Annotated in this window: 25 protein-coding genes; 19 read left to right on the top strand and 6 right to left on the bottom strand. The window is 35.9% G+C overall.

Translation table 11 applies throughout. The features are described 5' to 3' along the window. Position 1 precedes the first annotated feature (1 nt). Both MKZ17_RS14115 and MKZ17_RS14110 read right to left on the bottom strand, forming a co-directional pair. Complete coding sequence (locus MKZ17_RS14115) at positions 2-496, bottom strand: VanZ family protein (RefSeq protein ID WP_340724368.1); 495 nt, start codon at positions 494-496, stop codon at positions 2-4. Continuing rightward, complete coding sequence (locus tag MKZ17_RS14110) at positions 493-1,383, bottom strand: aldo/keto reductase (RefSeq protein WP_340724367.1); 891 nt, start codon at positions 1,381-1,383, stop codon at positions 493-495. Before MKZ17_RS14110 ends, MKZ17_RS14115 begins: the two co-directional genes overlap by 4 nt. Positions 1,384-1,470: 87 nt before the next feature. Between MKZ17_RS14110 and MKZ17_RS14105 the strand changes: the two genes are divergently transcribed. The 3 genes from MKZ17_RS14105 (at position 1,471) to fur (ending at position 3,117) form a co-directional block, all read left to right on the top strand. Further along, positions 1,471-2,010 (top strand): NUDIX hydrolase, encoded by a 540-nt coding sequence (locus tag MKZ17_RS14105; protein WP_340724366.1) that lies wholly within the window; start codon positions 1,471-1,473, stop codon positions 2,008-2,010. Positions 2,011-2,068: 58 nt separating this feature from the next. After that, complete coding sequence (locus tag MKZ17_RS14100; RefSeq protein ID WP_340724365.1) at positions 2,069-2,584, top strand: hypothetical protein; 516 nt, start codon at positions 2,069-2,071, stop codon at positions 2,582-2,584. Positions 2,585-2,649: 65 nt separating this feature from the next. Further along, complete coding sequence (gene fur / locus MKZ17_RS14095) at positions 2,650-3,117, top strand: ferric iron uptake transcriptional regulator (RefSeq protein ID WP_340724364.1); 468 nt, start codon at positions 2,650-2,652, stop codon at positions 3,115-3,117. Between the two features lie 55 nt (positions 3,118-3,172). Here the strand turns inward: fur and MKZ17_RS14090 are convergent, their stop codons facing one another. The 3 genes from MKZ17_RS14090 to MKZ17_RS14080 all read right to left on the bottom strand — a co-directional run bounded on the left by MKZ17_RS14090 (position 3,173) and on the right by MKZ17_RS14080 (position 5,592). After that, positions 3,173-3,520, bottom strand: coding sequence for a general stress protein (locus MKZ17_RS14090; RefSeq protein WP_340724363.1), 348 nt, complete (start codon positions 3,518-3,520; stop codon positions 3,173-3,175). A gap of 371 nt (positions 3,521-3,891) precedes the next feature. Beyond that, positions 3,892-5,214, bottom strand: coding sequence for a hemolysin family protein (locus MKZ17_RS14085; protein ID WP_340724362.1), 1,323 nt, complete (start codon positions 5,212-5,214; stop codon positions 3,892-3,894). 36 nt (positions 5,215-5,250) lie between these two features. Then, positions 5,251-5,592: a MerR family transcriptional regulator gene (locus MKZ17_RS14080; protein ID WP_445326952.1), complete on the bottom strand. Its 342-nt coding sequence runs from the start codon at positions 5,590-5,592 to the stop codon at positions 5,251-5,253. A 261-nt stretch (positions 5,593-5,853) separates the two neighbouring features. Here MKZ17_RS14080 and xerD point away from each other — a divergent pair, with 261 nt between their 5' ends. The 9 genes from xerD to MKZ17_RS14035 all read left to right on the top strand — a co-directional run bounded on the left by xerD (position 5,854) and on the right by MKZ17_RS14035 (position 14,761). Then, positions 5,854-6,756 (top strand): site-specific tyrosine recombinase XerD, encoded by a 903-nt coding sequence (gene xerD, locus MKZ17_RS14075; RefSeq protein ID WP_340724361.1) that lies wholly within the window; start codon positions 5,854-5,856, stop codon positions 6,754-6,756. A 109-nt stretch (positions 6,757-6,865) separates the two neighbouring features. Continuing rightward, positions 6,866-8,044: a phosphopentomutase gene (deoB, locus tag MKZ17_RS14070; RefSeq protein ID WP_340724360.1), complete on the top strand. Its 1,179-nt coding sequence runs from the start codon at positions 6,866-6,868 to the stop codon at positions 8,042-8,044. A 50-nt stretch (positions 8,045-8,094) separates the two neighbouring features. After that, positions 8,095-9,345 carry a thymidine phosphorylase gene (locus tag MKZ17_RS14065; protein ID WP_340724359.1) on the top strand — a complete coding sequence of 417 codons (1,251 nt, stop codon included), beginning with the start codon at positions 8,095-8,097 and terminating at the stop codon, positions 9,343-9,345. A 397-nt stretch (positions 9,346-9,742) separates the two neighbouring features. Continuing rightward, the gene (locus MKZ17_RS14060) at positions 9,743-10,096 is read left to right on the top strand and encodes an STAS domain-containing protein (protein ID WP_340724358.1); all 354 of its coding nucleotides are present in this window, start codon (positions 9,743-9,745) and stop codon (positions 10,094-10,096) included. Then, a complete protein-coding gene (gene spoIIAB / locus MKZ17_RS14055) occupies positions 10,089-10,529 on the top strand; it encodes an anti-sigma F factor (protein WP_340724357.1) in 441 nt (146 codons plus the stop codon). The genes MKZ17_RS14060 and spoIIAB overlap by 8 nt, the downstream gene beginning before the upstream one ends. A gap of 12 nt (positions 10,530-10,541) precedes the next feature. Beyond that, positions 10,542-11,321: a SigF/SigG family RNA polymerase sporulation sigma factor gene (locus MKZ17_RS14050; RefSeq protein WP_340724356.1), complete on the top strand. Its 780-nt coding sequence runs from the start codon at positions 10,542-10,544 to the stop codon at positions 11,319-11,321. Further along, complete coding sequence (locus tag MKZ17_RS14045) at positions 11,318-12,760, top strand: spore germination protein (protein WP_340724355.1); 1,443 nt, start codon at positions 11,318-11,320, stop codon at positions 12,758-12,760. The genes MKZ17_RS14050 and MKZ17_RS14045 overlap by 4 nt, the downstream gene beginning before the upstream one ends. Before the next feature lie 102 nt (positions 12,761-12,862). Continuing rightward, positions 12,863-14,182 (top strand): diaminopimelate decarboxylase, encoded by a 1,320-nt coding sequence (lysA, locus tag MKZ17_RS14040; protein WP_340724354.1) that lies wholly within the window; start codon positions 12,863-12,865, stop codon positions 14,180-14,182. Between the two features lie 219 nt (positions 14,183-14,401). After that, positions 14,402-14,761 (top strand): GNAT family N-acetyltransferase, encoded by a 360-nt coding sequence (locus tag MKZ17_RS14035; RefSeq protein ID WP_340724353.1) that lies wholly within the window; start codon positions 14,402-14,404, stop codon positions 14,759-14,761. Here MKZ17_RS14035 and MKZ17_RS14030 read toward each other — a convergent pair. Further along, complete coding sequence (locus tag MKZ17_RS14030; RefSeq protein WP_340724352.1) at positions 14,758-15,258, bottom strand: DUF309 domain-containing protein; 501 nt, start codon at positions 15,256-15,258, stop codon at positions 14,758-14,760. The genes MKZ17_RS14035 and MKZ17_RS14030 overlap by 4 nt on opposite strands. Positions 15,259-15,433: 175 nt before the next feature. Between MKZ17_RS14030 and MKZ17_RS14025 the strand changes: the two genes are divergently transcribed. The 7 genes from MKZ17_RS14025 (at position 15,434) to ccsB (ending at position 22,144) form a co-directional block, all read left to right on the top strand. Beyond that, positions 15,434-16,216 (top strand): segregation/condensation protein A, encoded by a 783-nt coding sequence (locus MKZ17_RS14025; RefSeq protein ID WP_340724351.1) that lies wholly within the window; start codon positions 15,434-15,436, stop codon positions 16,214-16,216. Continuing rightward, positions 16,185-16,772 carry an SMC-Scp complex subunit ScpB gene (gene scpB / locus MKZ17_RS14020; RefSeq protein WP_340724350.1) on the top strand — a complete coding sequence of 196 codons (588 nt, stop codon included), beginning with the start codon at positions 16,185-16,187 and terminating at the stop codon, positions 16,770-16,772. Before MKZ17_RS14025 ends, scpB begins: the two co-directional genes overlap by 32 nt. A gap of 12 nt (positions 16,773-16,784) precedes the next feature. After that, positions 16,785-17,759 carry a D-alanyl-D-alanine carboxypeptidase family protein gene (locus MKZ17_RS14015; RefSeq protein WP_340724349.1) on the top strand — a complete coding sequence of 325 codons (975 nt, stop codon included), beginning with the start codon at positions 16,785-16,787 and terminating at the stop codon, positions 17,757-17,759. Between the two features lie 151 nt (positions 17,760-17,910). Further along, on the top strand, positions 17,911-18,645 hold the full coding sequence (locus MKZ17_RS14010; RefSeq protein WP_340724348.1) for a pseudouridine synthase: 735 nt from the start codon (positions 17,911-17,913) through the stop codon (positions 18,643-18,645). Between the two features lie 114 nt (positions 18,646-18,759). Further along, a complete protein-coding gene (gene resA / locus MKZ17_RS14005; RefSeq protein ID WP_340724347.1) occupies positions 18,760-19,293 on the top strand; it encodes a thiol-disulfide oxidoreductase ResA in 534 nt (177 codons plus the stop codon). 11 nt (positions 19,294-19,304) lie between these two features. Then, entirely contained in the window at positions 19,305-20,963 is a 1,659-nt protein-coding gene (locus tag MKZ17_RS14000) for a cytochrome c biogenesis protein ResB (protein ID WP_340724346.1), read from the top strand. Beyond that, on the top strand, positions 20,960-22,144 hold the full coding sequence (ccsB, locus tag MKZ17_RS13995) for a c-type cytochrome biogenesis protein CcsB (protein WP_340724345.1): 1,185 nt from the start codon (positions 20,960-20,962) through the stop codon (positions 22,142-22,144). The genes MKZ17_RS14000 and ccsB overlap by 4 nt, the downstream gene beginning before the upstream one ends. The last annotated feature ends 54 nt before the right edge of the window (positions 22,145-22,198 follow it).

The following is a 22,198-nucleotide window of genomic DNA, read 5'->3' as shown; positions in this document are numbered from 1 at the left end:
TTTATCGTTGCTCAGCAGTTTTCTTGTTAATGATATTTTTTAACAAATGAATTCCTTTTACAATTAATAGTAAAGTGATTGCACCTGTAGCATTAAGAATGACATCACTTACAATGCCTGTACGACCAGGGATCATGCTTTGACGATATTCATCTAAGCTTGCGATAAGGAGTATTGTAAAAAATGCTAATACAGCAGGGAAACGCCACACTAATTTAGTGTATAAAGTAAAAAAAATTACTGCTAAAATACCGTAACCGAAAAAATGTGCACCCTTACGCATTAAAAACTCAACAAAGAAATAATAGCCTCTTGTTTCAACAGAAACAGTAGTGCCCCAATAAGGGATTTCTAGTTGACTTAACAGTTTTAAAAATGGCTTATCTTTTAAGAGAAGTTGCAGTGAAGGTATAAGCGTTTGTTGTTGATAGCTCATATTGGAAGCAATGACAACGAGCATAACGCCAATTGCGACAAAGAAAACGATTTTTTTCATCGATGCTCCGTATAACGGTCTTGTTTCGTCCATTTTGAAATTTCAGAGACTCCGTTTAATGTTAATGCCTTTCCATATGCTTTCAACGTTTCCTGTAACTGCTGTGGTGTTTTTGCGCCAATGACTGTGGAAGCAATTGCATCGTTTTGTAAATTAAACGCAAGGGCAGTTGCATGGACATCTTCATACTTTTGCTCAATTTGAAACAACAGTTCTTTTATTTCTGTTTCATCATAGCTCATATAAGTTTTTAAACGATCTCTCCACTCATTTGTCAAAATGCCCTTTGCAATAGATCCCCTTGTCACAACTGAAGCACCAGATGATTGGATTTGTGAGAAAAATTCACTCGCGCGTTCATCCAAAATATTAAACTGCATCATATTACTAATGGCATGACTATTTTTTAGGAACGGTATAAAAACATTTGGACGAATGGAGGAAATCCCATACTCTCGAATAAGCCCCTCTTTTTTTAGTCCCTCAAACGTATCAATAACTTCTTCCCAATTATCTTCATTGGTGCCTCCATGCAATTGATAGACATCTAAATAATCCGTTTGTAAGCGCTGTAAGCTATTTTTTAATGCCTGTTGTAAATAGGTAGGTGAAGTATCCCAACCCCAGCCATTCTTTCCATCTTCCCAGCGGTTCCCAACTTTAGATGCGATGAAAATATTTTGTCGGTGTTCTTTAAGTGCTGCACCGACAACTTTTTCGTTTTCACCATAGTTATAAAGATCTGCTGTATCAAAATAGTTAATTCCCGCATCAATTGCTGTATGAATAACTTGTTTTGCTTCGTTTTCTATTGGAGGTAATGACATACAACCTAAGCTAATTTCTGAAATTTCGAATGTGCTGTTTCCTAATGTACGTGTTTTCAACGAAAAATCCCCAATCGTTCAATATTTTAGAAAAGTTCTTACTAATGGTACAATGAAATCAACAAATAGAACAAGTGAGGACTCGTAATGAAGAAATTTGAAGAAAAAACCATTCACTCGGAAGAGATTTACACTGGAAAAGTTATTTCACTAAAGGTTGATGATGTCAAATTACCAAATGGAGAAATGAGCAAAAGGGAAATTATTAACCACCCAGGTGCGGTCGCAGTTATTGCCATTACAGAAAACAACAAAATTCTACTTGTTGAGCAATATCGAAAGGCATTAGAGCGTTCAATAATTGAAATTCCTGCAGGGAAGCTTGAAAAAGGGGAAGAACCGATTGTCACTGCTCGCCGTGAATTAGAAGAAGAAACAGGCTATACAACAGATTATTTGCAATTTGTGCAAGCATTTGCTACATCACCCGGTTTTGCTGATGAAATTATCCATGTATTTTTAGCGGAAAAGTTAACGAAATTGTCAACACCTGCTGAGCTGGATGAGGATGAGTTTGTAGAGTTATTGGAAGTTTCATTAGAGGAGGCAGAGGCAATGATTGCTGATGGTCGAATTTTTGATGCAAAAACAGCATTTGCCGTATTATGGCTGAAAATGAATCAATAATTTTTACGCATAAGGACAAGACAATAGCATAAGTTGTATGGACAAGGGGGAGTCCAATATGCGAAAAGCGATGTATGTCCAATACACAACGATGATCGTACTATGTTTTGTCTGTGGTGTAGCCATTTATCAATTATTCCATATCGAACAAGTAAAGCAAATTATTGAATGGGGCGATCGGCGTCTTTTAACATTGGACAAGCCTACTTTGATTTGGAGTGCAGTTCCTTTCATTGTAGCGATAAGTATTGTATTATTTTTTTCAACGCATAAATATTTAACGGTCATTGCACCAGTTTTTATTGCGATAAAACTCACTTTTTTAGGGTTTAGTTCGGTTTTTTTACTCGTACAGCATCAATCTGTTAAATTTTATGGCCTTTGGTGGTTTCCCTTTCAGTTATTTTACTGTATTTTACTAATTGTGCTTTATAATAATTGCTTTAAAAATAATAAGATAAATGGACGAGCGTTAAAAGCTACTACACCATGGAGAAAGGTAATACAATTATTACTTGTGATGATTCTATTATTTGGTTTAGAAAATTTCGTAATATCTTACTTATTTAAATAAATCATTGTCTTGTAATAAGTTTTACTCATTTGGTATAATGGAATGAGTTTAGGAGGGCGTCACATATGGAGAGCCGTATTGATCGAATTAAAAAGCAACTGCATAGTGCGAGCTATAAGCTGACGCCACAGCGAGAAGCAACTGTAGCTGTATTACTTGAGCATGAGGAAGATCATTTAAGTGCTGAAGATGTTTACTTATTAGTAAAAGAAAAAGCACCAGAGATTGGATTAGCAACAGTATACCGTACACTTGAGCTTCTAACAGAGCTGAAAATCGTCGATAAAATTAATTTTGGTGATGGTGTATCTCGTTATGATTTACGTCAGGAAGGTGCAAAGCATTTCCACCATCATTTAGTTTGTATCGAATGTGGCGCAGTAGATGAAATTCAAGAAGATTTATTAGAAGACGTAGAAGCAATCGTGGAAAATCGTTGGAACTTTATTATTAAAGATCACCGCCTAACTTTCCATGGCATTTGTTGGCGTTGTCATGATGGAAAAGATGATTCTGGAGACAGCAATGCATAAGTAAATCAACACAAAAAAGGAGCAGCTGAGGGGCTGCTCCTTTTTTGTATCCTTTTTAATATCTTTCTGGATGGTGTGCGACGATAACTACTTTACCTGAATCTAAGTCATTTTTAGCTGTTATTTGATCCGTATCCGATAATCCTAGCTTTGTTAAATGATTATGGAAGTCCTCTGGAGTTGTTTGGAAAAAGTTTTTAATGCTTTCAATAAAACCTTTATTTTCACCAGAAGTTTCGGCTGTCGAACCCGCGTCTACATTATAAAATTCTGCAATATCTTCCGCGCGTTTGTTACTGTTTGCAAAAACATGAATATGATCTCGGTCATACCCTTCAGAAATAAAGTTTTCAATTGCATTTTGTGCTTGTACACCATTTTCTACAGATTTCATCATTACCATTTTAACATCACTCCTTTTTTGTGATTAGTTATTTAATACCCGTGGATATATATCAATAAACATAAATCTAATATTTTTATAGGGTAAATGAGTGAATTTCGCAAAAAAGAGACTAGGATATAAGTAGAAAGTTTTTGTGTTTTGCAATATTTAAATAATAAAAATAAACTTTCTTTAAATTGGTTGAAGTGAAGGGTCGACACCAGCAAAAACAGCACGGCGCCTGAGGCTACAGGCTCTGGCCGTGCCCGCGGAAAGCGTGCACGGAAGAACCAATTTACGCGCATTAAAAAATACAATTTTTCTCCGTAGAGAAAAATTGTATTTTTGTTTTGTCCTAGTCTCTATATGTGTATCTGAATATTTTGTACTCAATTTTCTATTTCAATATCAGCTAAAACTTTTTTTATTTCTAAATACTGAATTTGGTGTCCATCAATTTCACGAATTTTAAACTCGAAGTTCTCATAAATAAACGATTCGTTAATATTTAATTCTGGCATATTAGTATAATACCATCCGCCAATTGTGTCGATATTTGGATCTTCTAAATCAAGGGATAAAAGCTTTGAGACATCGTCTAATAGAACTTTTGAGTAGATTAAGTAATGTTCTTCACCGATTTTTCGAATATCAGGAATCTCATCATCGTCAAATTCATCTCGGATTTCTCCAACAAGCTCTTCTAAAATATCTTCTACGGTAACCATACCACTTGTACCACCATATTCATCTAATAAAATTGCGATATGACTGCGTTTCTTCTGCATAATTTGTAATAAATCTTGAATAGGCGTCGTTTCGATTATAAGTATGACAGGGTTAATGAAATCTTCTAATTTAAATTTTGCTGGTTGAATTCGATTATTCATCCCTAATGTTAAAAAGTCTTTAATATTTAAAAAACCTAAAATAGTATCACGGTCACCTTCGTAAACTGGATAGCGTGTATAGCGCTCTTCCGATACTTGGGTTAATACTTCTTCAAAGGTAGCTGTTATGTCAAAACCAACGATATCTGTACGTGGTACCATAATTTCACGCGCGATTTTGTCGTCGAATTCAAATACGTTGTTTACGTATTTCAATTCGTTCATATTGATTTCACCAGATTTATAGCTTTCAGAAAGTAATAAACGTAATTCTTCTTCTGTGTGAGATAATTCATGTTCACTTGCAGGCTGCATACCAAATGCTTTTAATAATAAACGAGCAGAACCATTTAGTAGCCAAATGAGTGGGAACATCAATTTATAAAAAATTTGAATAGGTTTTGCAAAAGCTAATGTAATCGCCTCTGCCTTTTGAATCGCAATCGTTTTTGGCGCTAATTCACCAACAACTACGTGGAAGAAAGTTGCTAAAAAGAACGCACCGCCAATTGTAAACCAGTGAATATAATCTAGTGGAATACCGATAGATTCAAATAGAGGATGCAAAATAAATTCAAATGTCGATTCTCCAACCATACCAATACCAAGTGCAGTTACAGTAATACCAAGCTGACATGCAGACAAATATTCATCTAAATGTGTTGTCACATTTTTAGCGGCAACAGAGCCAGTCTTTCCTTCTGCTAAAAGTTGATCGATACGAGATTGACGCACCTTTACAATAGCAAACTCAGTTGCTACGAAGAATGCAGTTAACGCGATTAACACCGCGAAAATAATTAAATTAATGACTGTGGTCAAACAAGCGTTCTACTCACGAAGTAGAACGTTCACCTCCTAGTTATTTAAAATTAATAATAGGGATTGCATCAGTGCAACGCTCTCTGGAGAAACTTTTTTTCGCAATTTTTGACGTTCATTATCATCTAAATTTTCCATTAATAATGTTACATCATGCTCTAACTTGCGCATTTGCAAGCGAATATCTTGGATATCAATTTCTTCTTCATGCACTACTTTAGTTGGTTCTATTAATGCATGGATTTCATCTAAGCATTTACCTAATTTTTTTTGTTCTTCAATCCAATGAATACGTTCAATCATTGATTTGTCGTAATAACGGTAATTTGATGCAGATCTTTCTACTATTAAAAGTCCTAAATTTGTATAATAATCTATTGTTCTCTTTGTTACACCCGTTGCAGCGGCAATTTCTCCGATTTTTAATTTCTCGATCCCAAAATGATCACCTCAATGTAACACGTTTTACTATAAAGCATAACGTAATCGTATCTTTTTGTAAATAAATCGAACTAAATTTGAATCTGTTAGTTTAATATATTAGAAAAATAAATTAAAAATAGAAAAAGTGATTTGTACCGCCTATTTTGGTAGAAGTGGTAAAATCATTTATAAGAGATATTGAGAGGGGCGATTTTTTTGCAACTATTAAATGATCCAATCGAAGATTATCTTCATTTTATTAAAGTTGAGCGTCAATTATCTGAAAATACATTGCAATCATATAAAAGAGATTTAGTTGCTTATGCACGACATTTACAATATGAACAAAAAATAAAGACATTTAATGAAGTAGCAAGGGAACATATTTTATTATATTTAGATAGTATTAGAGCGGTAGGGAAGTCATCTAAGACGGTATCGCGTCAAATTTCTTCCATTCGCTCTTTTCATCAATTTTTACTCCGTGAGAAAGTAACGGACCAAGATCCAACTGTGCATTTAGAAATGCCAAAAAAGGAGCAAACTTTACCTAAAGTATTATCAATTGCAGATATCGATGCTTTAATTTCTGCTCCTACGATTGATAAGCCTCAAGGAGTTCGGGATATTGCATTACTAGAAATGCTTTATGGTTCTGGAATGCGTATTAGTGAGCTAGTATCATTGAATTTAGAAGATGTGCATATTACGATGGGCTTCGTTCGTGTATTTGGTAAAGGTGGTAAGGAGCGTATAATTCCATTAGGAAAAGGAGCATTAGAAGCATGTATTCATTATCTTGATACAGCAAGACCAAAACTTCTTGGAGATGCACCAAAAAATAATGCGTTTTTTATCACACAAAGAGGGAGAAGATTTACAAGACAAGGATGTTGGAAAATCATTAAAGAATATGCAGAAGTAGCGGGTATAAAAAAAGAAATAACGCCTCACGTATTGCGGCATTCATTCGCGACCCATTTAATAGAAAATGGGGCAGATTTACGAGCTGTTCAAGAGTTATTAGGACATGCAGACATTTCTACGACACAAATATATACCCATGTAAGTAAAACCCGATTATCTGAAGTATATAAACAGTTTCATCCGCGTGCATAATCCTTTCGTAGTGTCTGTTTATAAATTATATCGAAATCAGATGTCTGACCTTTATTTATTAAGATATTTTATGTAAAATAATAAAGGATAAAAGAGGAGTGAGAGTAAAATGCAACCGTTTAAAAAAATTCATGTGATTGTAATGGATTCTGTTGGAATTGGTGAAGCACCAGATGCAGAGAAGTTTGGCGATGTTGGTTCTCATACATTAGGTCACATTGCTGAAAAAATGAATGGATTATCAATGCCTGTTATGGAAAGCTTAGGTTTATCGAATATTCGAAAATTACAGGGCGTCGAAGTAGCTGAGCAACCAAAAGCATTTTACGGCATGATGCAAGAGGCATCTGTCGGAAAAGATACAATGACCGGACATTGGGAAATTATGGGTCTTAATATTGATCAGCCTTTTAAAGTATATCCTAATGGTTTCCCACAAGAGCTCATTACAAAATTAGAACAAGCAACTGGTCGCAAAGTACTTTGTAACTTACCATACAGTGGTACTGCTGTTATTGACGATTATGCAAAGGAACATATAGAAACAGGTGCCATTATTGTGTATACTTCGGCAGACCCAGTCCTACAAATTGCTGCTCATGAAGACGTGATTCCGGTTGAAGAATTATATAAAATTTGTGAAATTGCTCGTGAGTTAACGTTAGACCCTGAATATTTAGTAGGTCGTGTTATTGCCCGTCCATTTATTGGCGAGCCAGGTAACTTTACACGTACAGCCAATCGTCATGATTATGCACTAACGCCATTTGGTCGTACAACGATGGCTGAAATGAAAGACGCTGGCCTTGACGTGATTGCTATCGGTAAAATTTCTGATATTTTCAATAATGATGGTGTGACAGAATCAATTCGTACAAAAAATAATACTGATGGCATGGATAAAATTGCTGAAGTAGTAAAGCGTGATTTCCATGGTTTGAGTTTCTTAAACTTAGTTGATTTTGATGCAAACTTTGGTCATAGACGTGATCCAATTGGGTATGGGGAAGCGTTAGAGGAATTTGACCGTCGTTTACCAGAAGTGTTAAATGCATTAACAGATGAAGATTTATTAATCATTACAGCAGATCATGGAAACGACCCGACATTCCCAGGTACTGATCATACACGTGAATATGTACCATTAATTGTTTACTCACCAAGATTTAGTAAAGGGTTGGAATTACCTTTACGCGAAACATTTGCAGATATTGCGGCAACAGTTGCAGAAAACTTCAAGTTAAAAGCACCTGAATTTGGAAAAAGCTTTTTAGCTGAGTTGAAATAAAATCGTGAATTGGGAGAAAAGAAAATAACTTTAAAGGGGAAATTATTAATTTGAATATTTTAGAAATTATTGAAAAGAAGAAGAATAAACACGAATTAAATGCTCAAGAAATTGATTTCTTCGTTCAAAACTATACAAACGGTTCAATTCCTGATTACCAAATTTCGTCATTATTAATGGCGATTCGATTAAATGATATGACAGATAATGAAACATTCTACTTAACGAAATCAATGATTGAATCGGGTGATGTTATTGATTTATCCTCTATTGAAGGATTTAAAGTAGATAAGCATTCTACGGGCGGTGTTGGTGATAAAGTTACGTTAATTGTTACGCCAATTATTGCCGCTCTTGGTATACCAGTAGCAAAATTTAGCGGTAAAGGTTTAGGAATCACTGGTGGCACAATAGATAAATTAGAGTCTGTAAAGGGATTAAGAACGGAATTAACTTCAGAAGAATTTATTAATAATGTGAATCAGTACAAAATCGCAGTCGCTGGTCAAACTGCAAATTTAGTACCTGCGGATAAAAAACTTTATGCATTACGTGATGTTACTGGAACAGTTGATTCGATTCCTTTAATTGCAGCTTCGATCATGAGTAAGAAAATTGCAAGCGGTTCTGATGGTATAGTATTAGATGTAAAATGTGGTTCAGGTGCATTCATGAAAACTTATGAAGAAGCAAAGTTATTAGCTGATACAATGTCGTCAATCGGTGAAAAATTAGGTAGAAAAGTTGTAGCCCATATTTCGGATATGGATAATCCACTAGGGTTAATGGTTGGTAATAAAATGGAAGTTGTGGAAGCAATGGACTTGCTTTCAGGTAATATGAATAATACGCATGAAGATCTTTATGAAGAATGTGTAATTATTGCTTCATTAATGTATGAAATTGCAACAAGTAAAACTTCGGAGGAATCTGTTGAAGCTGTTAAAGCAGTAATTGAAAACGGTAAAGCGCTTGAGAAATTTAAAGAGTTAATTACTATCCAAGGTGGAGATGTTGCAGATATTCACCTGAATGAAACAAAATATATAGAAGAAATTAAGGCGGGGAATAGCGGTACTGTTGAAAAAGTAAATGCTTTATTAATTGGTGAAGTTTCTTTAGCATTAGGTGCTGGTCGTCTAACAAAAGAGTCTACTTTAGACTTTGATGCGGGTGTAGCTTTAGTTGGAAAAAAAGGTATGCACATTCAACAAGGTGATGTAGTTGCAAAATTATACTCGAACAAAGAAATTACTGAAGACATGATTAAAAAGGCCGAACAAGCATTTGTAATTAAATAACAAACATTTGGCTTATATACAAAACCACCTAGAGTTCTATTCTAGGTGGTTTTATTCATATCTGCATGTTAGGTGAATCCATACGAATATAAAAATATTCTTTTTTTTATCGTAGAAATCGACTGTTAAATTGAGTGTTACAAGGAATTTCAAGTGCTATGAAAATCGAAAAGAGTAGTGGTTATGTCTATTCGCACGGACATAACCACTACTCTTTTTTTGTTCGTAAATATATAAGGCAATTTAAATTTTCGATGTTTAAAACAATTCACATTTTCCTATACTACTAGCAGTTGTCGCAACAACACTACTTTTAGCGAATGGATACTAGTTTTGTCAATCGTAAAGGAAAAGACAAAAGACTAGAGAATTTGCGTAGAAGAAGGAGGCGGCATTTATGAAATTTGATATCACTTTGCATCCAAATGAGGTGCTCGTCATAAAACTATTTGGAGAACTTGACCACCATGAAACGGAAAAAATACGTACACAAATATCAAAGGCTATTTTTCAAGGAAATGTAAAATGGCTAATTTGGAACCTAGAGCACCTGCATTTTATGGATAGTGCGGGGATTGGGCTTGTCTTAGGCAGAATGCGAGAACTTCGTGCTGTTGATGGACAAACAATCATCCTAAATCCATCAAGTACGATGCAAAAAATATTTAAATTTTCAGGACTAGGCAACTTAATGATGTTTGGTTCTGAACATGATGCAATTTTACAGGCAAGGGGGATTGTCAATGGATAACGAAATGACACTAACATTTTTAGCACGCAGTGAAAACGAGGGACTTGCTCGTATTGCTGTAACAAGCTTTATGGCGCAATTAGATCCAACGATTGAAGAGTTATCTGAATGCAAAACAATTGTATCAGAAGCCGTTTCGAATGCGATTATTCATGGTTACGCCAATAATCCTGACGGCATTATAACCGTTCACGCTGTTAGAAATGGTTCAGAAATGAGCGTAGTAATTAAGGATGAAGGCTGTGGCATTGAAAATATTGAACGTGCTAGAGAGCCTCTATTTACAACGAAGCCTGAAATGGAACGTTCAGGTATGGGCTTCACAATAATGGAAAGCTTTGCGGATTTTTTACAAGTCGAATCAATAGTTGGTGCAGGAACAGTTATAACTTTTACAAAGCATATTTCACCTGTACGCACACTTGTTACGTGACGACTTTAGGGGGTGAGGAACATCGAACAGTCATCTGAAACGTTATTAACGCAATCCTACATGCGCGAGCTTATTGCCCGTTCTCAATCAGGAGATAAAGTCGCTAGAAAAATTATGATTGAAGGGAATACTCGCCTTGTTTGGTCAATCGTTCAGCGATTTGCTTCTCGTGGTGTAGAACTCGATGATTTATTTCAAATAGGTTGCATTGGATTGATGAAGTCCGTTGATAAATTTGATTTAAGTTATGAGGTGAAATTCTCGACATACGCGGTGCCGATGATTATTGGGGAAATTCAACGCTTTTTACGAGATGATGGCATGGTAAAGGTGAGTCGATCCATTCGGGAATTGAATTTTAAAATTCGTCATGCAACAGATGAATATTTAAAAACGAATGAAAAATCGCCATCTATTGCAGAATTAGCTGCGATATTAAATGTCTCCCAGGATGATATTTTAATGGCAACCGATGCGATGCGAGATCCCGCAAGTCTTCATGATCAATTATTTGAAAATGATGGCGACTCGATTACACTAATGGATCAAATGCGAGACGACAAATCGGTGCTACCATTCGATTACATTCCGTTGAAGGATTTACTGAAACGGTTAGGCAAACGTGAGCAATCCATTATTTATTTTCGCTATTATCTAGATTTAACGCAAACAGAAATTGCGGAAAGGTTAGGTATTTCACAAGTACAAGTATCAAGACTTGAAAAGAAAATTTTAGCCCAATTAAAAACTTGGATGAGTGTTTCGAATAATGCAAAGACGGTGAAAAAATGACGAATCAATTATTTGCAACATATGAGATCGCAAAAACGTATTTTGAAACTTGTTTTGATTCGGAAAACACATTCGATGTGTGTATTAAAAATATAACGATTAAAAATTTACCGACGCTAGTCGTATACATCAGTGGATTAGTCAACGGTGAAAGTCTTGCAGAGATGCTTACAAATTTACAGTGGGAGCAAGAAGAAGAAATTGAAGATGAAGTAGCTTATTTTAATGCACACTTTAATTATCATGGTAAAGAAGAAGCAACATCGATCGATGACTTTTTACTTGGAGTTTTAAGTGGACGAGTAGGCTTTGTTACTTTAAGTGGTTATAGCTTCCTAGCTGAATTTAGAGAGTACCCAGGTCGAAACCCAGAAGAGCCCGACAACGAAAAGGTAATTCGAGGTTCGCGCGATGGCTTTGCAGAGAATGTCATTCAAAATGTCGCATTAATTCGTCGGAGAATTAGAAGTACAGAGCTTCGATATCAAATGCATAAAGTAACTACTTACAGTCAGACGGACGTCGTCGTTGCTTATATGGGAAATTTAGTGAATGAGGATCATTTGCGATGGGTAATAGATCGACTTTCTCAAATACAGCATGATGGATTAACGATGGGGGACAAATCATTAGAAGAATGGTTATTTAAGCAAAGATATCATCCTTTACCATTTGTCCGCTATTCGGAGCGGCCTGATATTGTTGCAGCCCATCTTTTAGAAGGTCATATTGCGATTATTGTCGATACTTCACCTTCTGTTATGTTACTTCCTGTTACGATGTTTCATTTATTGCAACACGCAGAAGAGTATCGGCAAGCTCCACTTATTGGATCGATGATGCGTATACTCCGCTATGGAGCTGTAATGTTGAGCTTTATACTGCTTCCTTTTTGGTATTTATTAGTAACTAATGAACATTTATTACCTGATAGTTTAGCCTTTATAGGTATTAATGAAAAAAGTGATATACCCATATTTTTACAATTATTAATTGCAGATATAGGGATTGAATTTTTACGTATTGCTGCTATTCATACACCAACCCCATTATCGACCGCAATGGGACTAATTGCCGGTATCATCATTGGACAAATAGCAATTGATGTCGGGTTATTTTCAAGTGAGGTTGTCCTTTATACGGCAATTACAGCGATCTTTACCTTTGCAATTCCGAACTATGAATTAAGTATATCCATTAAAGTTTTCAGAAACCTACTATTGGCGATTACGGCACTGTTAGGTATGAACGGCTTTTTCATTGGAATTTTCCTTATTTTCACGTATTTATGTACTTTAAAACCGATGAAAGTTCCATATTTATGGCCACTTGTTCCATTCTTCCCAAAGGCATTTGCGCGGGTGATTATTCGCTTCCCGATGTCCAACGATGCGCTCAGACCTTTTGTTGTAGGTGCAAAACAGCGAAAAAGGGTATAGACGCACATTGCATGACATTCTCTCCTATGTTAAAGTTCACATATACTATTTTGTGACTTTTAAGAATATTAGCGCGGATTGGCTAAGTTAGGGGAGAATAATATGCATTTATACGGAACTCAACAAATAAATGAGCATGGGCATTTAGCAATTGGTGGCGTAGATACAATAGAGCTAGCAAAACACTATGGTACACCATTATTCATTTACGATACGGCTTTAATTCGTCAACGTGCGCGTGGATTTATTAACACATTTAAAAAATTAGGTGTGAAAGCACAAGTTGCATATGCTTCAAAAGCTTTTTCATGCGTAGCTGCTTATCAATTAGCTTCACAAGAAGATTTATCGCTAGATGTTGTTTCCGGTGGAGAATTATATACAGCAATTAAAGCGGGCTTCCCAGCTGATCGTATACATTTCCATGGGAATAACAAATCTTTTACAGAGCTAGATTTAGCTTTTCAGACGGGTATTGGCTGTATCGTAGTGGATAACTTTTATGAAATAACACTGATTAAAGAGATTGCACAAGCACGAAAGCAAAAAATAAACATATTATTACGTGTAACACCAGGTGTAGAGGCACATACACATGATTTCATTACAACAGGACAAGCGGATTCTAAATTCGGATTTGACTTAACTAACGGGCAAGCAGACAAAGCTTTTGAGCAAGTGGTGAATGATGAATATATTCAACTTTTAGGCTTACATTGTCATATCGGGTCACAAATTTTTGAAACAGAAGGCTTTCGCTTAGCTGCAGAAAAAGTAATGCAAAAAATGGGTACATGGAAAGAGGACTATCAATTTGAAGCAACTGTTCTAAATCTAGGTGGTGGCTTCGGCATTCGATATACAGAAGATGATACACCGCTAGAACCCCATGAATATGTAGAAGATATGATCAAAACTGTACAGGCTGAAAGTGCTAAGTTAAAATTAGCAATGCCGGAAATTTGGATTGAACCTGGTCGTTCTCTTGTAGGAGATGCAGGGACATCACTTTATACAATTGGCTCACAAAAAACAGTTCCAGGCGTACGTGAGTATATTGCTGTAGATGGTGGGATGAGTGACAATATTCGTCCTGCATTATATGATGCAAAATATGAGGCGATCATTGCTAATAAAGCAAATGAAGCAAAATCTAGTACATACACAGTTGCAGGAAAGTTATGTGAGTCAGGCGATAAATTAATTATTGATGCAGCATTACAACAAGCACAAACAGATGATATTTTGGCGATGTTCTGTACCGGAGCATATGGTTATTCAATGGCATCAAACTATAATCGATTACCAAGACCTGCAGTCATATTCGTAGAAAATGGCGAGCATCAGTTAGCAATTAAGCGAGAAAGCTATGAAGATATCGTCGCAAATGATCTCCCGCTAGCATTTAAAAAGGGTGAGTAATCGATGAAATTATCAAAACAAGCAAAATGGGGAATCGGTTTAGTAGCCGGGGTTATACTTTGGTCTCTACTATTTATTTATGTCATTAGTCCGTTAGTTTACATGTTTACGAAATCGTAATGTGCCGTGCCGCTCATTGGAACGTTGGAAAATTGTGTTATTGCATTTCAATCAAACTTTTGATAGCATTTGCAATGGTAGAATTGAGGGAATGTGAAAATGTTAGTTCGATATAAAAAAGCACTTGAAAAAATTGCAATGGGCTTACTTTCATTAATGCCACAAGAAAAGGACATTAAGCGCTTAATGGAAACCATTCAGCATTACGAGCAAAACGAAAATTGGACACTTTATTTATGGAAAAAAGGCGAAGAATACGTTGGATCAGTAGGTTTAGTTGAGGAAAATAATATTGCAACTATTCAACATATAACGGTAATCCCGTCTTATAGAGGTGAAGGTGTTGCACTTGAGATGTTGCAAGAGCTTCGCGAGCATGGATATGAGCAAATTTTAGCAAATGAAGAAACGAAGACTTTCGTTGAAAAATGTATACCTATATTAAAAGAAGTCGACTAATCTCGACTTCTTTTTTTCTGTTCTCTTGCTGAAAGAATTTCTGAACGGTCCCTTAGCATATGCTTATTGAAAATAAACTGCTTTGAAAGTGAAGGAAGGGTGGTTATTTTTTCATTAACTAGTAGTTGAAGTTCCTTGTTTGTAATAGGTAATAGAATTTCAGAAAAAGGCTTATGATGAATCATGTTGAAGTGACATTTTTTCATATCATTTAAAAGGTGTGGAAGGTCAATAAATGAGAAAAATATATCAAATTGATTTTGTTCAAAATTATTGATTGCTTTTTGCAAAGTTCTACTCGCACCGGCAAAATTTTCTCTACGCCAATGATACATACTCGTCGCTAATTGCACATACCCTACGAGCGGATGAAACTTTTCACCTGGTGCAATTTCTTTCCAATATTCTTCTAATACCTCGTGGCATTCAAAATAATCTTTATTGTCGTTAAAATAAGCACAGTAATCGACAAACAGTGGATGAAACAAAGGATGCATTGTTCTCACCTTTCTTTTATACTATTAAAGTGGAGCATTAATCAGCGTGTATTTTTCGCTAATTTTTGCGTTATGAATTTGGTCTTACTAAGACCGAAATATTAAAAAATTATTCCGAGTGAAAGTTGTACAAGATGCTTCAATTTTCGACTAGAATTGACAGGTGGTAAATAAAATGTCTTATGAAGTGAAGCTTGATGCCTTTTCAGGGCCACTAGATTTATTATTACATTTAATTCATCGCTTGGAAATTGATATTTATGATATTCCAATGGCAGAACTGACGGAACAATATATTGATCATATCCATGCGATGCAAACGTTAGAATTAAATGAAGCAAGCGAATATTTAGTAATGGCTGCAACATTACTTGCTATTAAAAGTCGTATGCTAATCCCAATTCATGAAGGTGAAATAGACGAGACTGAACTCGAAGTTGACGAGCCCGATCCACGTGATGAGTTAGTAGCTCGCTTAATCGAATATAAAAAATATAAAGAAGCTGCAGTTCAATTGCAAGAATTAGAAAGCGAACGTGGGCAAGTTTTCACGAAAGCACCAGCGGATTTGTCGGAATTTATGCCGGATGAACAGCTTGTATTATTTGACCAAAATGTAAATGTGTATGATATGTTAAGTGCTTTCCAAAAGTTAATGCGTCGTAAGCAATTGAAAAAGCCTTTAGCTACAAGAATTGCAAGACAAGAAATTTCAGTGAAAGATCAAATGCGTACGGTCGTAAATATTTTAAAAGGCGCAGGTGGGAAAGTTATGTTTTCAACGCTTTTTGAGGCAGATGATAAACCAACCCTTGTGCTAACATTTTTAACATTATTAGAATTGATGAAGCGCCAAGTTGTTTTTGTGGAGCAACAAAATAACTTCGATGATTTAACTGTATTGCTACAAAAGGAGGATATTGGCGATGAACTCGAACAATTTATTGAGCCGAATTGAGGCACTATTATTCGTAGCTGGGGATGAAGGAATGACTGTTAAGCAACTAGCACAATATATAGAAGTAGACACGATGGATATTGAAGCTGGATTAAGCGAATTGGAATCACAATATAATGAATCCGAAATGCGTGGCATTACAATAAAACAACTAGCCGGTACGTATCAATTAACAACAAAACCAGATATGTCTGCAACGTTAAAAAAATTAATTGAAAACCCAACAAATCAAGTTTTAACAGGTGCTTCCCTTGAAGTATTAGCGATCATTGCCTATAAGCAACCAATTACTCGCGCTGAGGTAGAGGATTTACGAGGCGTGAAAAGTGAACGACCAATTGCTACACTTGTTTCACGTGCTCTTGTACAAGAGGTAGGTCGAGCAGAAGGTACAGGTCGAGCGATTCTATATGGAACAACGAAAGAGTTTTTAAACTATTTCGGGTTACAGAATATTAACGAATTGCCGCCATTACCTGAGCATGTTGAGCAGGATGATGATCAACCAACGGATTTATTTTTAACGAAATTCCAGGAAACATTTAATCAAAACTAAAGGAGTGACTAATTGAAAAAGTGGTTTGTGTGCGTAGTAGTAGGCTTACTTGTGTTTTTAAATAGCTCTACTAGTGAAGCGCAAGGACGTAGCTATGTTGTAATGGATATGCAAAATGGTCGAACATTAATGGGATCAAATGAGCATATTCCGCTTCCAATTGCCAGTTTGACAAAAATCTGGACGGCATATGTCGTTCTTGAAAATAGTGAGCTATCAGACGAAGTGACAATTTCAAAACGAGCTTCACTAGTTGAAGGTTCATCAATCTATGTAGAGGAAGGGCAAGTCTATACTGTTGAGCATTTGCTTTATGGTTTAATGATGCGTTCTGGAAATGATGCTGCAGTGGCTTTAGCTGAGCACGTTGGTGGTTCAGTGGAAGGGTTTGTTCAACTTATGAATGAACAAGCACAATACAATGGTCTTAAGCAAACACATTTTGATAATCCGACAGGCCTCCATGAGCCAACACACTTAGCGTCAGCTTATGATACGGCGAAAATGTTGCAAATAGCGATGCAAAATGAAGCATTTCGTAAAATTGCATCAACAAAATTGTATAAAGAAGGTGCACATTGGAGTAATAAACACCGATTGTTGCATCAGGACATTGGAGCGACAATTGGTAAGACAGGCTACACAAAGGTCGCAGGACGTACACTCGCCACTTTTTTTGAGCGGGAACAAAAACAATTTATTATCGTTACAATAAATGAAGGAAATGATTGGAATGTCCACCGTAATTTAGCCGATGAAATCGAACGGGAATACGACATTGTTACAATCGCCGATAAAGGGCCATACAAACAAAACGATGTGACAATTTATTTACAAGAGCCTATGCGTGTACTCATTAAAAAAGGCGAGCTAGAGCAATTTCGTCATGTTGTTTATTTATCGAGGGTTGATAAATCGAAACGTGCAGTTTGGCATGTGTATTTAAAAGATGAATTACTCATGACGAAACTAGTAAGAAGAAATTAATCTTTTGTAAATGTTACCCTATTATTAGAAAAGTTAATTTTCTTTAATATTGAAGGAAAGTATGACATAATTTTCAACAGTTAAAATATGCAGAGGCGAATGCTGTGAAGGTATACGTTTACTGCAATTTATCAATCAATGAGGTGAACTTATGGAAAGATTACAAAAAGTTATTGCTTATGCAGGAGTAGCATCAAGACGAAAAGCAGAGCAATTAATTTTAGAAGGTAAAGTTAGAGTAAATGGTAATATCGTCCGCGAATTGGGAACTAAGGTGTCAAATTCAGACGAGATCGAAGTTGAAGGCGTGAAATTAGAAAAAGAAGATAAAGTATACTTCTTATTATATAAACCACGTGGCTACATTTCAGCAGTAACAGATGATAAAGGTCGTAAAACAGTTACAGATATTTTTAAAAAGCGTGTTCACCAACGAATTTTCCCAGTTGGTCGTCTAGATTATGATACAACTGGCTTACTATTATTAACAAATGACGGTGAATTTTCAAATTTAATGACTCATCCGAAATTTAAAATTGATAAGACGTATATTGCACGTGTAAAAGGCGTCCCAACAAAACAAGGCTTAATGAAGCTGCAAGGCGGAATCCGTTTAGAAGATGGCAAAACTGCGCCTGCAAAAGTAAGTATGACAAGCTTTGATGAAAAGGCAGGTAAAGCCATTTGTGAAATTACGATTCACGAAGGAAAAAACCGTCAAGTACGTCGAATGTTTGAAGCAATCGGTACACCAGTTGTTAAATTAAAGCGTGAGCGCTTTGCCTTTTTAGACTTAGCAGGGTTAACACCCGGTGAATACCGTGAGTTAACAAAACACGAAGTAAAGCTGTTACGTGTATTAGCGGAAACAGGTAAATTAGATTAACACCGGAAATATAGTAGTAACGTTCATAAATCCTTCATAATAAAATCATTAGTTAATTGTATTAATTTGCTATAATAGGCAACAGAAGTTTGCTAAAAGAAAGGAGGTTTTTATTTGGAAAAGAAAAAGCGTCGTTCTGTTACACGTGGTATTATTTTAGCAATACTAGCAATTGCCATAGGGTACACTGTTTTTGCAGCTGTTACAAAAGATAAAATAGAAATCATTAAAGTAGGGGCAGAGGCGCCGGATTTTGAAGTAGTTGATTTAAATGGTAAAAAGCATCGTTTAGCAGATTATGAGGGGCAAGGCGTTGTTTTAAATTTTTGGGGCACTTGGTGTGAGCCATGTGAACGTGAATTCCCAGCGATGACGAGACAATATAAAGCTTTTAAAAATGAAGGTGTTCAAATAATAGCAGTAAATTTTGCGCAATCTGAATTTGAAGTAAAAAATTACGTTGCTAATATGGGCATGACATTCCCGGTTGCCATTGATAAAACAAAGAGTGTTTTTACTGCCTACAATATTGGTCCACTCCCAACTACTATTTTCATTAAACCGAATGGTGAAATCGAACGCATTACTAAAGGTGAAATGAGTGAGCAACAAATAGCTCAGTATATGGATTCGATTAAGCCGGAATAGGAGTTAACGCAATGAATAAAATTATTTGTGAATGCGGGCACGAAAATCCAGAAGGTACAAAGCTCTGCCAAAAATGTGGAAGGCCGCTTACTGCAGAGGAAAAAGATAAAAAAATTGCAGACATGCGTTATGAAGGAACTGCGATTCGTTCAAAAACGTATAACAAATCAATAATCGATAAAGTTTGGAATTTTTTCTCGAGTGTAAAAGTTGGTATAGCACTTATCATTTTAAATTTAATAGCAGCATCCATTGGTACAATTTTACCTCAAGAATTTTATGTTAGTGTAGCAACTGACGCAGAGAAGGAAGCGTATTATTCAGATGTTTACGGTTGGTTCGGTGAAATATACTATACGTTAGGTTTATCGGATCTTTATTCATCTATTTGGTTCCAAATACTTGTATTAATGTTAGGTGTATCCATTATTATTGCCAGTATTGACCGAGGAATTCCTTTACATAAATCATTAAAAAATCAGCGAGTAAAAAGACATCAAAGCTTTATGAAACGACAACGCATTATTGCAGAGGGACAACCTACTGAAAATAAGGAAGAGACGTTATCGTTAGTAGAGAAAAAATTAAAAGAATTAAATTATAATGTACGTCGAGAAGACAATGCACTTTTAGCGGAGCGAGGGCGTTTTTCTCGTTACGGCCCCTATGTTAACCATGTTGGACTAATTGTCTTTATAATTGGTGTTATGCTTCATTTAGTACCTGGTTTTTATGTTGATGAATCGATGTGGCTACGTGAAGGAGAAACGCGTGCTATTCCAGGCATGGACGGCTATTTCTTACATAACGATCGATTTATTTTAGAAACTTACGACAATGATCCACAAGGGGAGCAATTAAAGCAAGGGGTTAACGTAGTAGCAAAAAACTTCCAAACGGATGTGACCCTTTTTAAACAGGAAGAGGGAGCGGTTGCTGGTCAATCTGAGAATTTGGCTGAAATAAAAAGTTATGAAATTCGAGTGAACCATCCGCTTAAACATGAGGGCTATGCAATCTACCAAATGGATTATCGTTTAAATGAATTAAAAACGATGGTTTTTGAGTTAACAAATAAAGAGACTGAAGTTTCTTTAGGACAAGTTAGCATTGATTTAACTGATCCAAAAGATACGTATGATTTAGAAAACGGGGCAAAAGTAAATTTACTAGGTTACTATCCGGATTTCTCAGGATTTAAAGAAGGGGTGCCACAAACAGCAACACAAACCCCAAATAATCCAGCATTTATATTTAAAATGTTCACACCCGAAACACCAGATGGGGAGACAAGCTTTGTAGCGATTCAACAAACGCTTGAGCCTGACGGTGAAAATCAATACAAAATGAAATTCTCGAATGTCGAAATGCGTAATATGTCTGGGTTGACGATTCGTTACGACCGCACACTTCCAATACTATTTGTCGGCGGCTTTATCTTTATGCTTGGTGTCATTATCGGATCTTATTGGAATCACCGCCGTATATGGGTGGAACAACTTTCAGATGGCACAATTCGTTTAGCAGCTCATACGAACAAAAATTGGTTTAGTATGAAGAAAGATTTAGATTCATTAACAGTACATGCATATTTGCCGCAATATTTTGATCAGCAAGAGTCTGAACAATTAGATAATGAAGAAAACGAAAAGGAAGGTAAAACCTTATGAGTTTAATCGATTTAAGTGGTAACTTACTATATGTTGCGTTCATTTGCTATTTAGTTGGTACATTGTTATTTGGTGGTGCTATAAAAGAAAAAAATGACACGGCAGCTAATCGCGCAAACAAGTATGGTAAGATTGCGATTATTATAACGATTATCGGTTTTGTGGCACAGCTTGGTTACTTTATTACACGTTGGATTTATACGGGACACGCACCTGTAAGTAACATGTTTGAATTTACTACTGCATTTGGGATGTTTATTGTCCTGTCCTTTATTGTGATTTATTTCATGTATAAAGTATCGGCAATTGGTGTTGTAGCACTACCTATTGCTTTATTAATTATTGCTTATGCTTCTATGTTCCCGAGTGAAGTAAGTCCGCTTGTGCCTTCTTTAAAGAGTCATTGGCTTACAATTCACGTTATTACGGCAGCATTAGGGCAATCAATTTTTGCGATTAGTGCAGTAGCAGGGTTAATATACTTATTGAAAAACGTTAATACGAAGGTACGCTCAAAGGAAAGTTTCTGGCTTGAATTTGTCATGTTCTTCTGCGTACTTGTAGTTGGCTTTGTTGTTGCAACGACAACTTTTAACGTAATGAACTATGAAGCCAAATTTGAATATGTAGATACGATGGATAATACAGAAGAAATTACCTATACGATGCCTGCAATTTTTGGGATGAATGAATATGTTGAGCTTTCAACGAACAAAATGACCCCAATTTTTGAATTACCTGCATTAATTGATGCACGTAAATTAACGACGGTCGTTTGGTCTATTATTTTTGGATCTGTATTATATGTATTGATTCGTATAATTTTTAGAAAGAAAGTTTCTACAATGTTACAGCCGTTAGTGTCCCGTGTTAATTCGACATTAATGGATGAGATTGCGTACCGTGCTGTACTAATAGGCTTCCCTGTTTTTACACTAGGTGCGTTAATATTCGCAATGATTTGGGCGCAAATCGCATGGAGTCGCTTCTGGGGATGGGATCCTAAAGAAGTGTGGGCACTTATTACCTGGTTATTCTATGCTGCCTTTTTACACTTACGTCTCTCAAAAGGATGGGAAGGGAAAAAAACAGCTTGGTTAACTGTAATCGGCTTCTTAATTATTCTCTTTAATTTAGTCGTAGTGAATTTAGTTATTGCCGGCTTACATTCTTACGCATAAGTTTAACAAAATATCATAATTTTAGAAAAGTTCTTCCATGTTTGGTAGAGCTTT

The organism is Solibacillus sp. FSL R7-0682, assembly GCF_038005985.1.
Lineage (GTDB): Bacteria > Bacillota > Bacilli > Bacillales_A > Planococcaceae > Solibacillus.
The sequence above is the reverse complement of the archived record's forward strand: the minus strand, read 5'-3'. Positions and strand labels throughout refer to the sequence as shown.

Bases quoted from the DNA above. Each gene is read 5' to 3' on its own strand.
- lysA (WP_340724354.1), top strand. From the start codon at position 12,863: ATGCATTTATACGGAACTCAACAAATAAATGAGCATGGGCATTTAGCA.
- MKZ17_RS14010 (WP_340724348.1), top strand. From the start codon at position 17,911: ATGGAAAGATTACAAAAAGTTATTGCTTATGCAGGAGTAGCATCAAGA.
- MKZ17_RS14025 (WP_340724351.1), top strand. From the start codon at position 15,434: ATGTCTTATGAAGTGAAGCTTGATGCCTTTTCAGGGCCACTAGATTTA.
- MKZ17_RS14035 (WP_340724353.1), top strand. From the start codon at position 14,402: ATGTTAGTTCGATATAAAAAAGCACTTGAAAAAATTGCAATGGGCTTA.
- MKZ17_RS14000 (WP_340724346.1), top strand. From the start codon at position 19,305: ATGAATAAAATTATTTGTGAATGCGGGCACGAAAATCCAGAAGGTACA.
- MKZ17_RS14100 (WP_340724365.1), top strand. From the start codon at position 2,069: ATGCGAAAAGCGATGTATGTCCAATACACAACGATGATCGTACTATGT.
- MKZ17_RS14060 (WP_340724358.1), top strand. From the start codon at position 9,743: ATGAAATTTGATATCACTTTGCATCCAAATGAGGTGCTCGTCATAAAA.
- MKZ17_RS14115 (WP_340724368.1), bottom strand. From the start codon at position 496: ATGAAAAAAATCGTTTTCTTTGTCGCAATTGGCGTTATGCTCGTTGTC.
- fur (WP_340724364.1), top strand. From the start codon at position 2,650: ATGGAGAGCCGTATTGATCGAATTAAAAAGCAACTGCATAGTGCGAGC.
- MKZ17_RS14030 (WP_340724352.1), bottom strand. From the start codon at position 15,258: ATGCATCCTTTGTTTCATCCACTGTTTGTCGATTACTGTGCTTATTTT.
- MKZ17_RS14045 (WP_340724355.1), top strand. From the start codon at position 11,318: ATGACGAATCAATTATTTGCAACATATGAGATCGCAAAAACGTATTTT.
- ccsB (WP_340724345.1), top strand. From the start codon at position 20,960: ATGAGTTTAATCGATTTAAGTGGTAACTTACTATATGTTGCGTTCATT.
- MKZ17_RS14090 (WP_340724363.1), bottom strand. From the start codon at position 3,520: ATGGTAATGATGAAATCTGTAGAAAATGGTGTACAAGCACAAAATGCA.
- spoIIAB (WP_340724357.1), top strand. From the start codon at position 10,089: ATGGATAACGAAATGACACTAACATTTTTAGCACGCAGTGAAAACGAG.
- deoB (WP_340724360.1), top strand. From the start codon at position 6,866: ATGCAACCGTTTAAAAAAATTCATGTGATTGTAATGGATTCTGTTGGA.
- MKZ17_RS14105 (WP_340724366.1), top strand. From the start codon at position 1,471: ATGAAGAAATTTGAAGAAAAAACCATTCACTCGGAAGAGATTTACACT.
- scpB (WP_340724350.1), top strand. From the start codon at position 16,185: ATGAACTCGAACAATTTATTGAGCCGAATTGAGGCACTATTATTCGTA.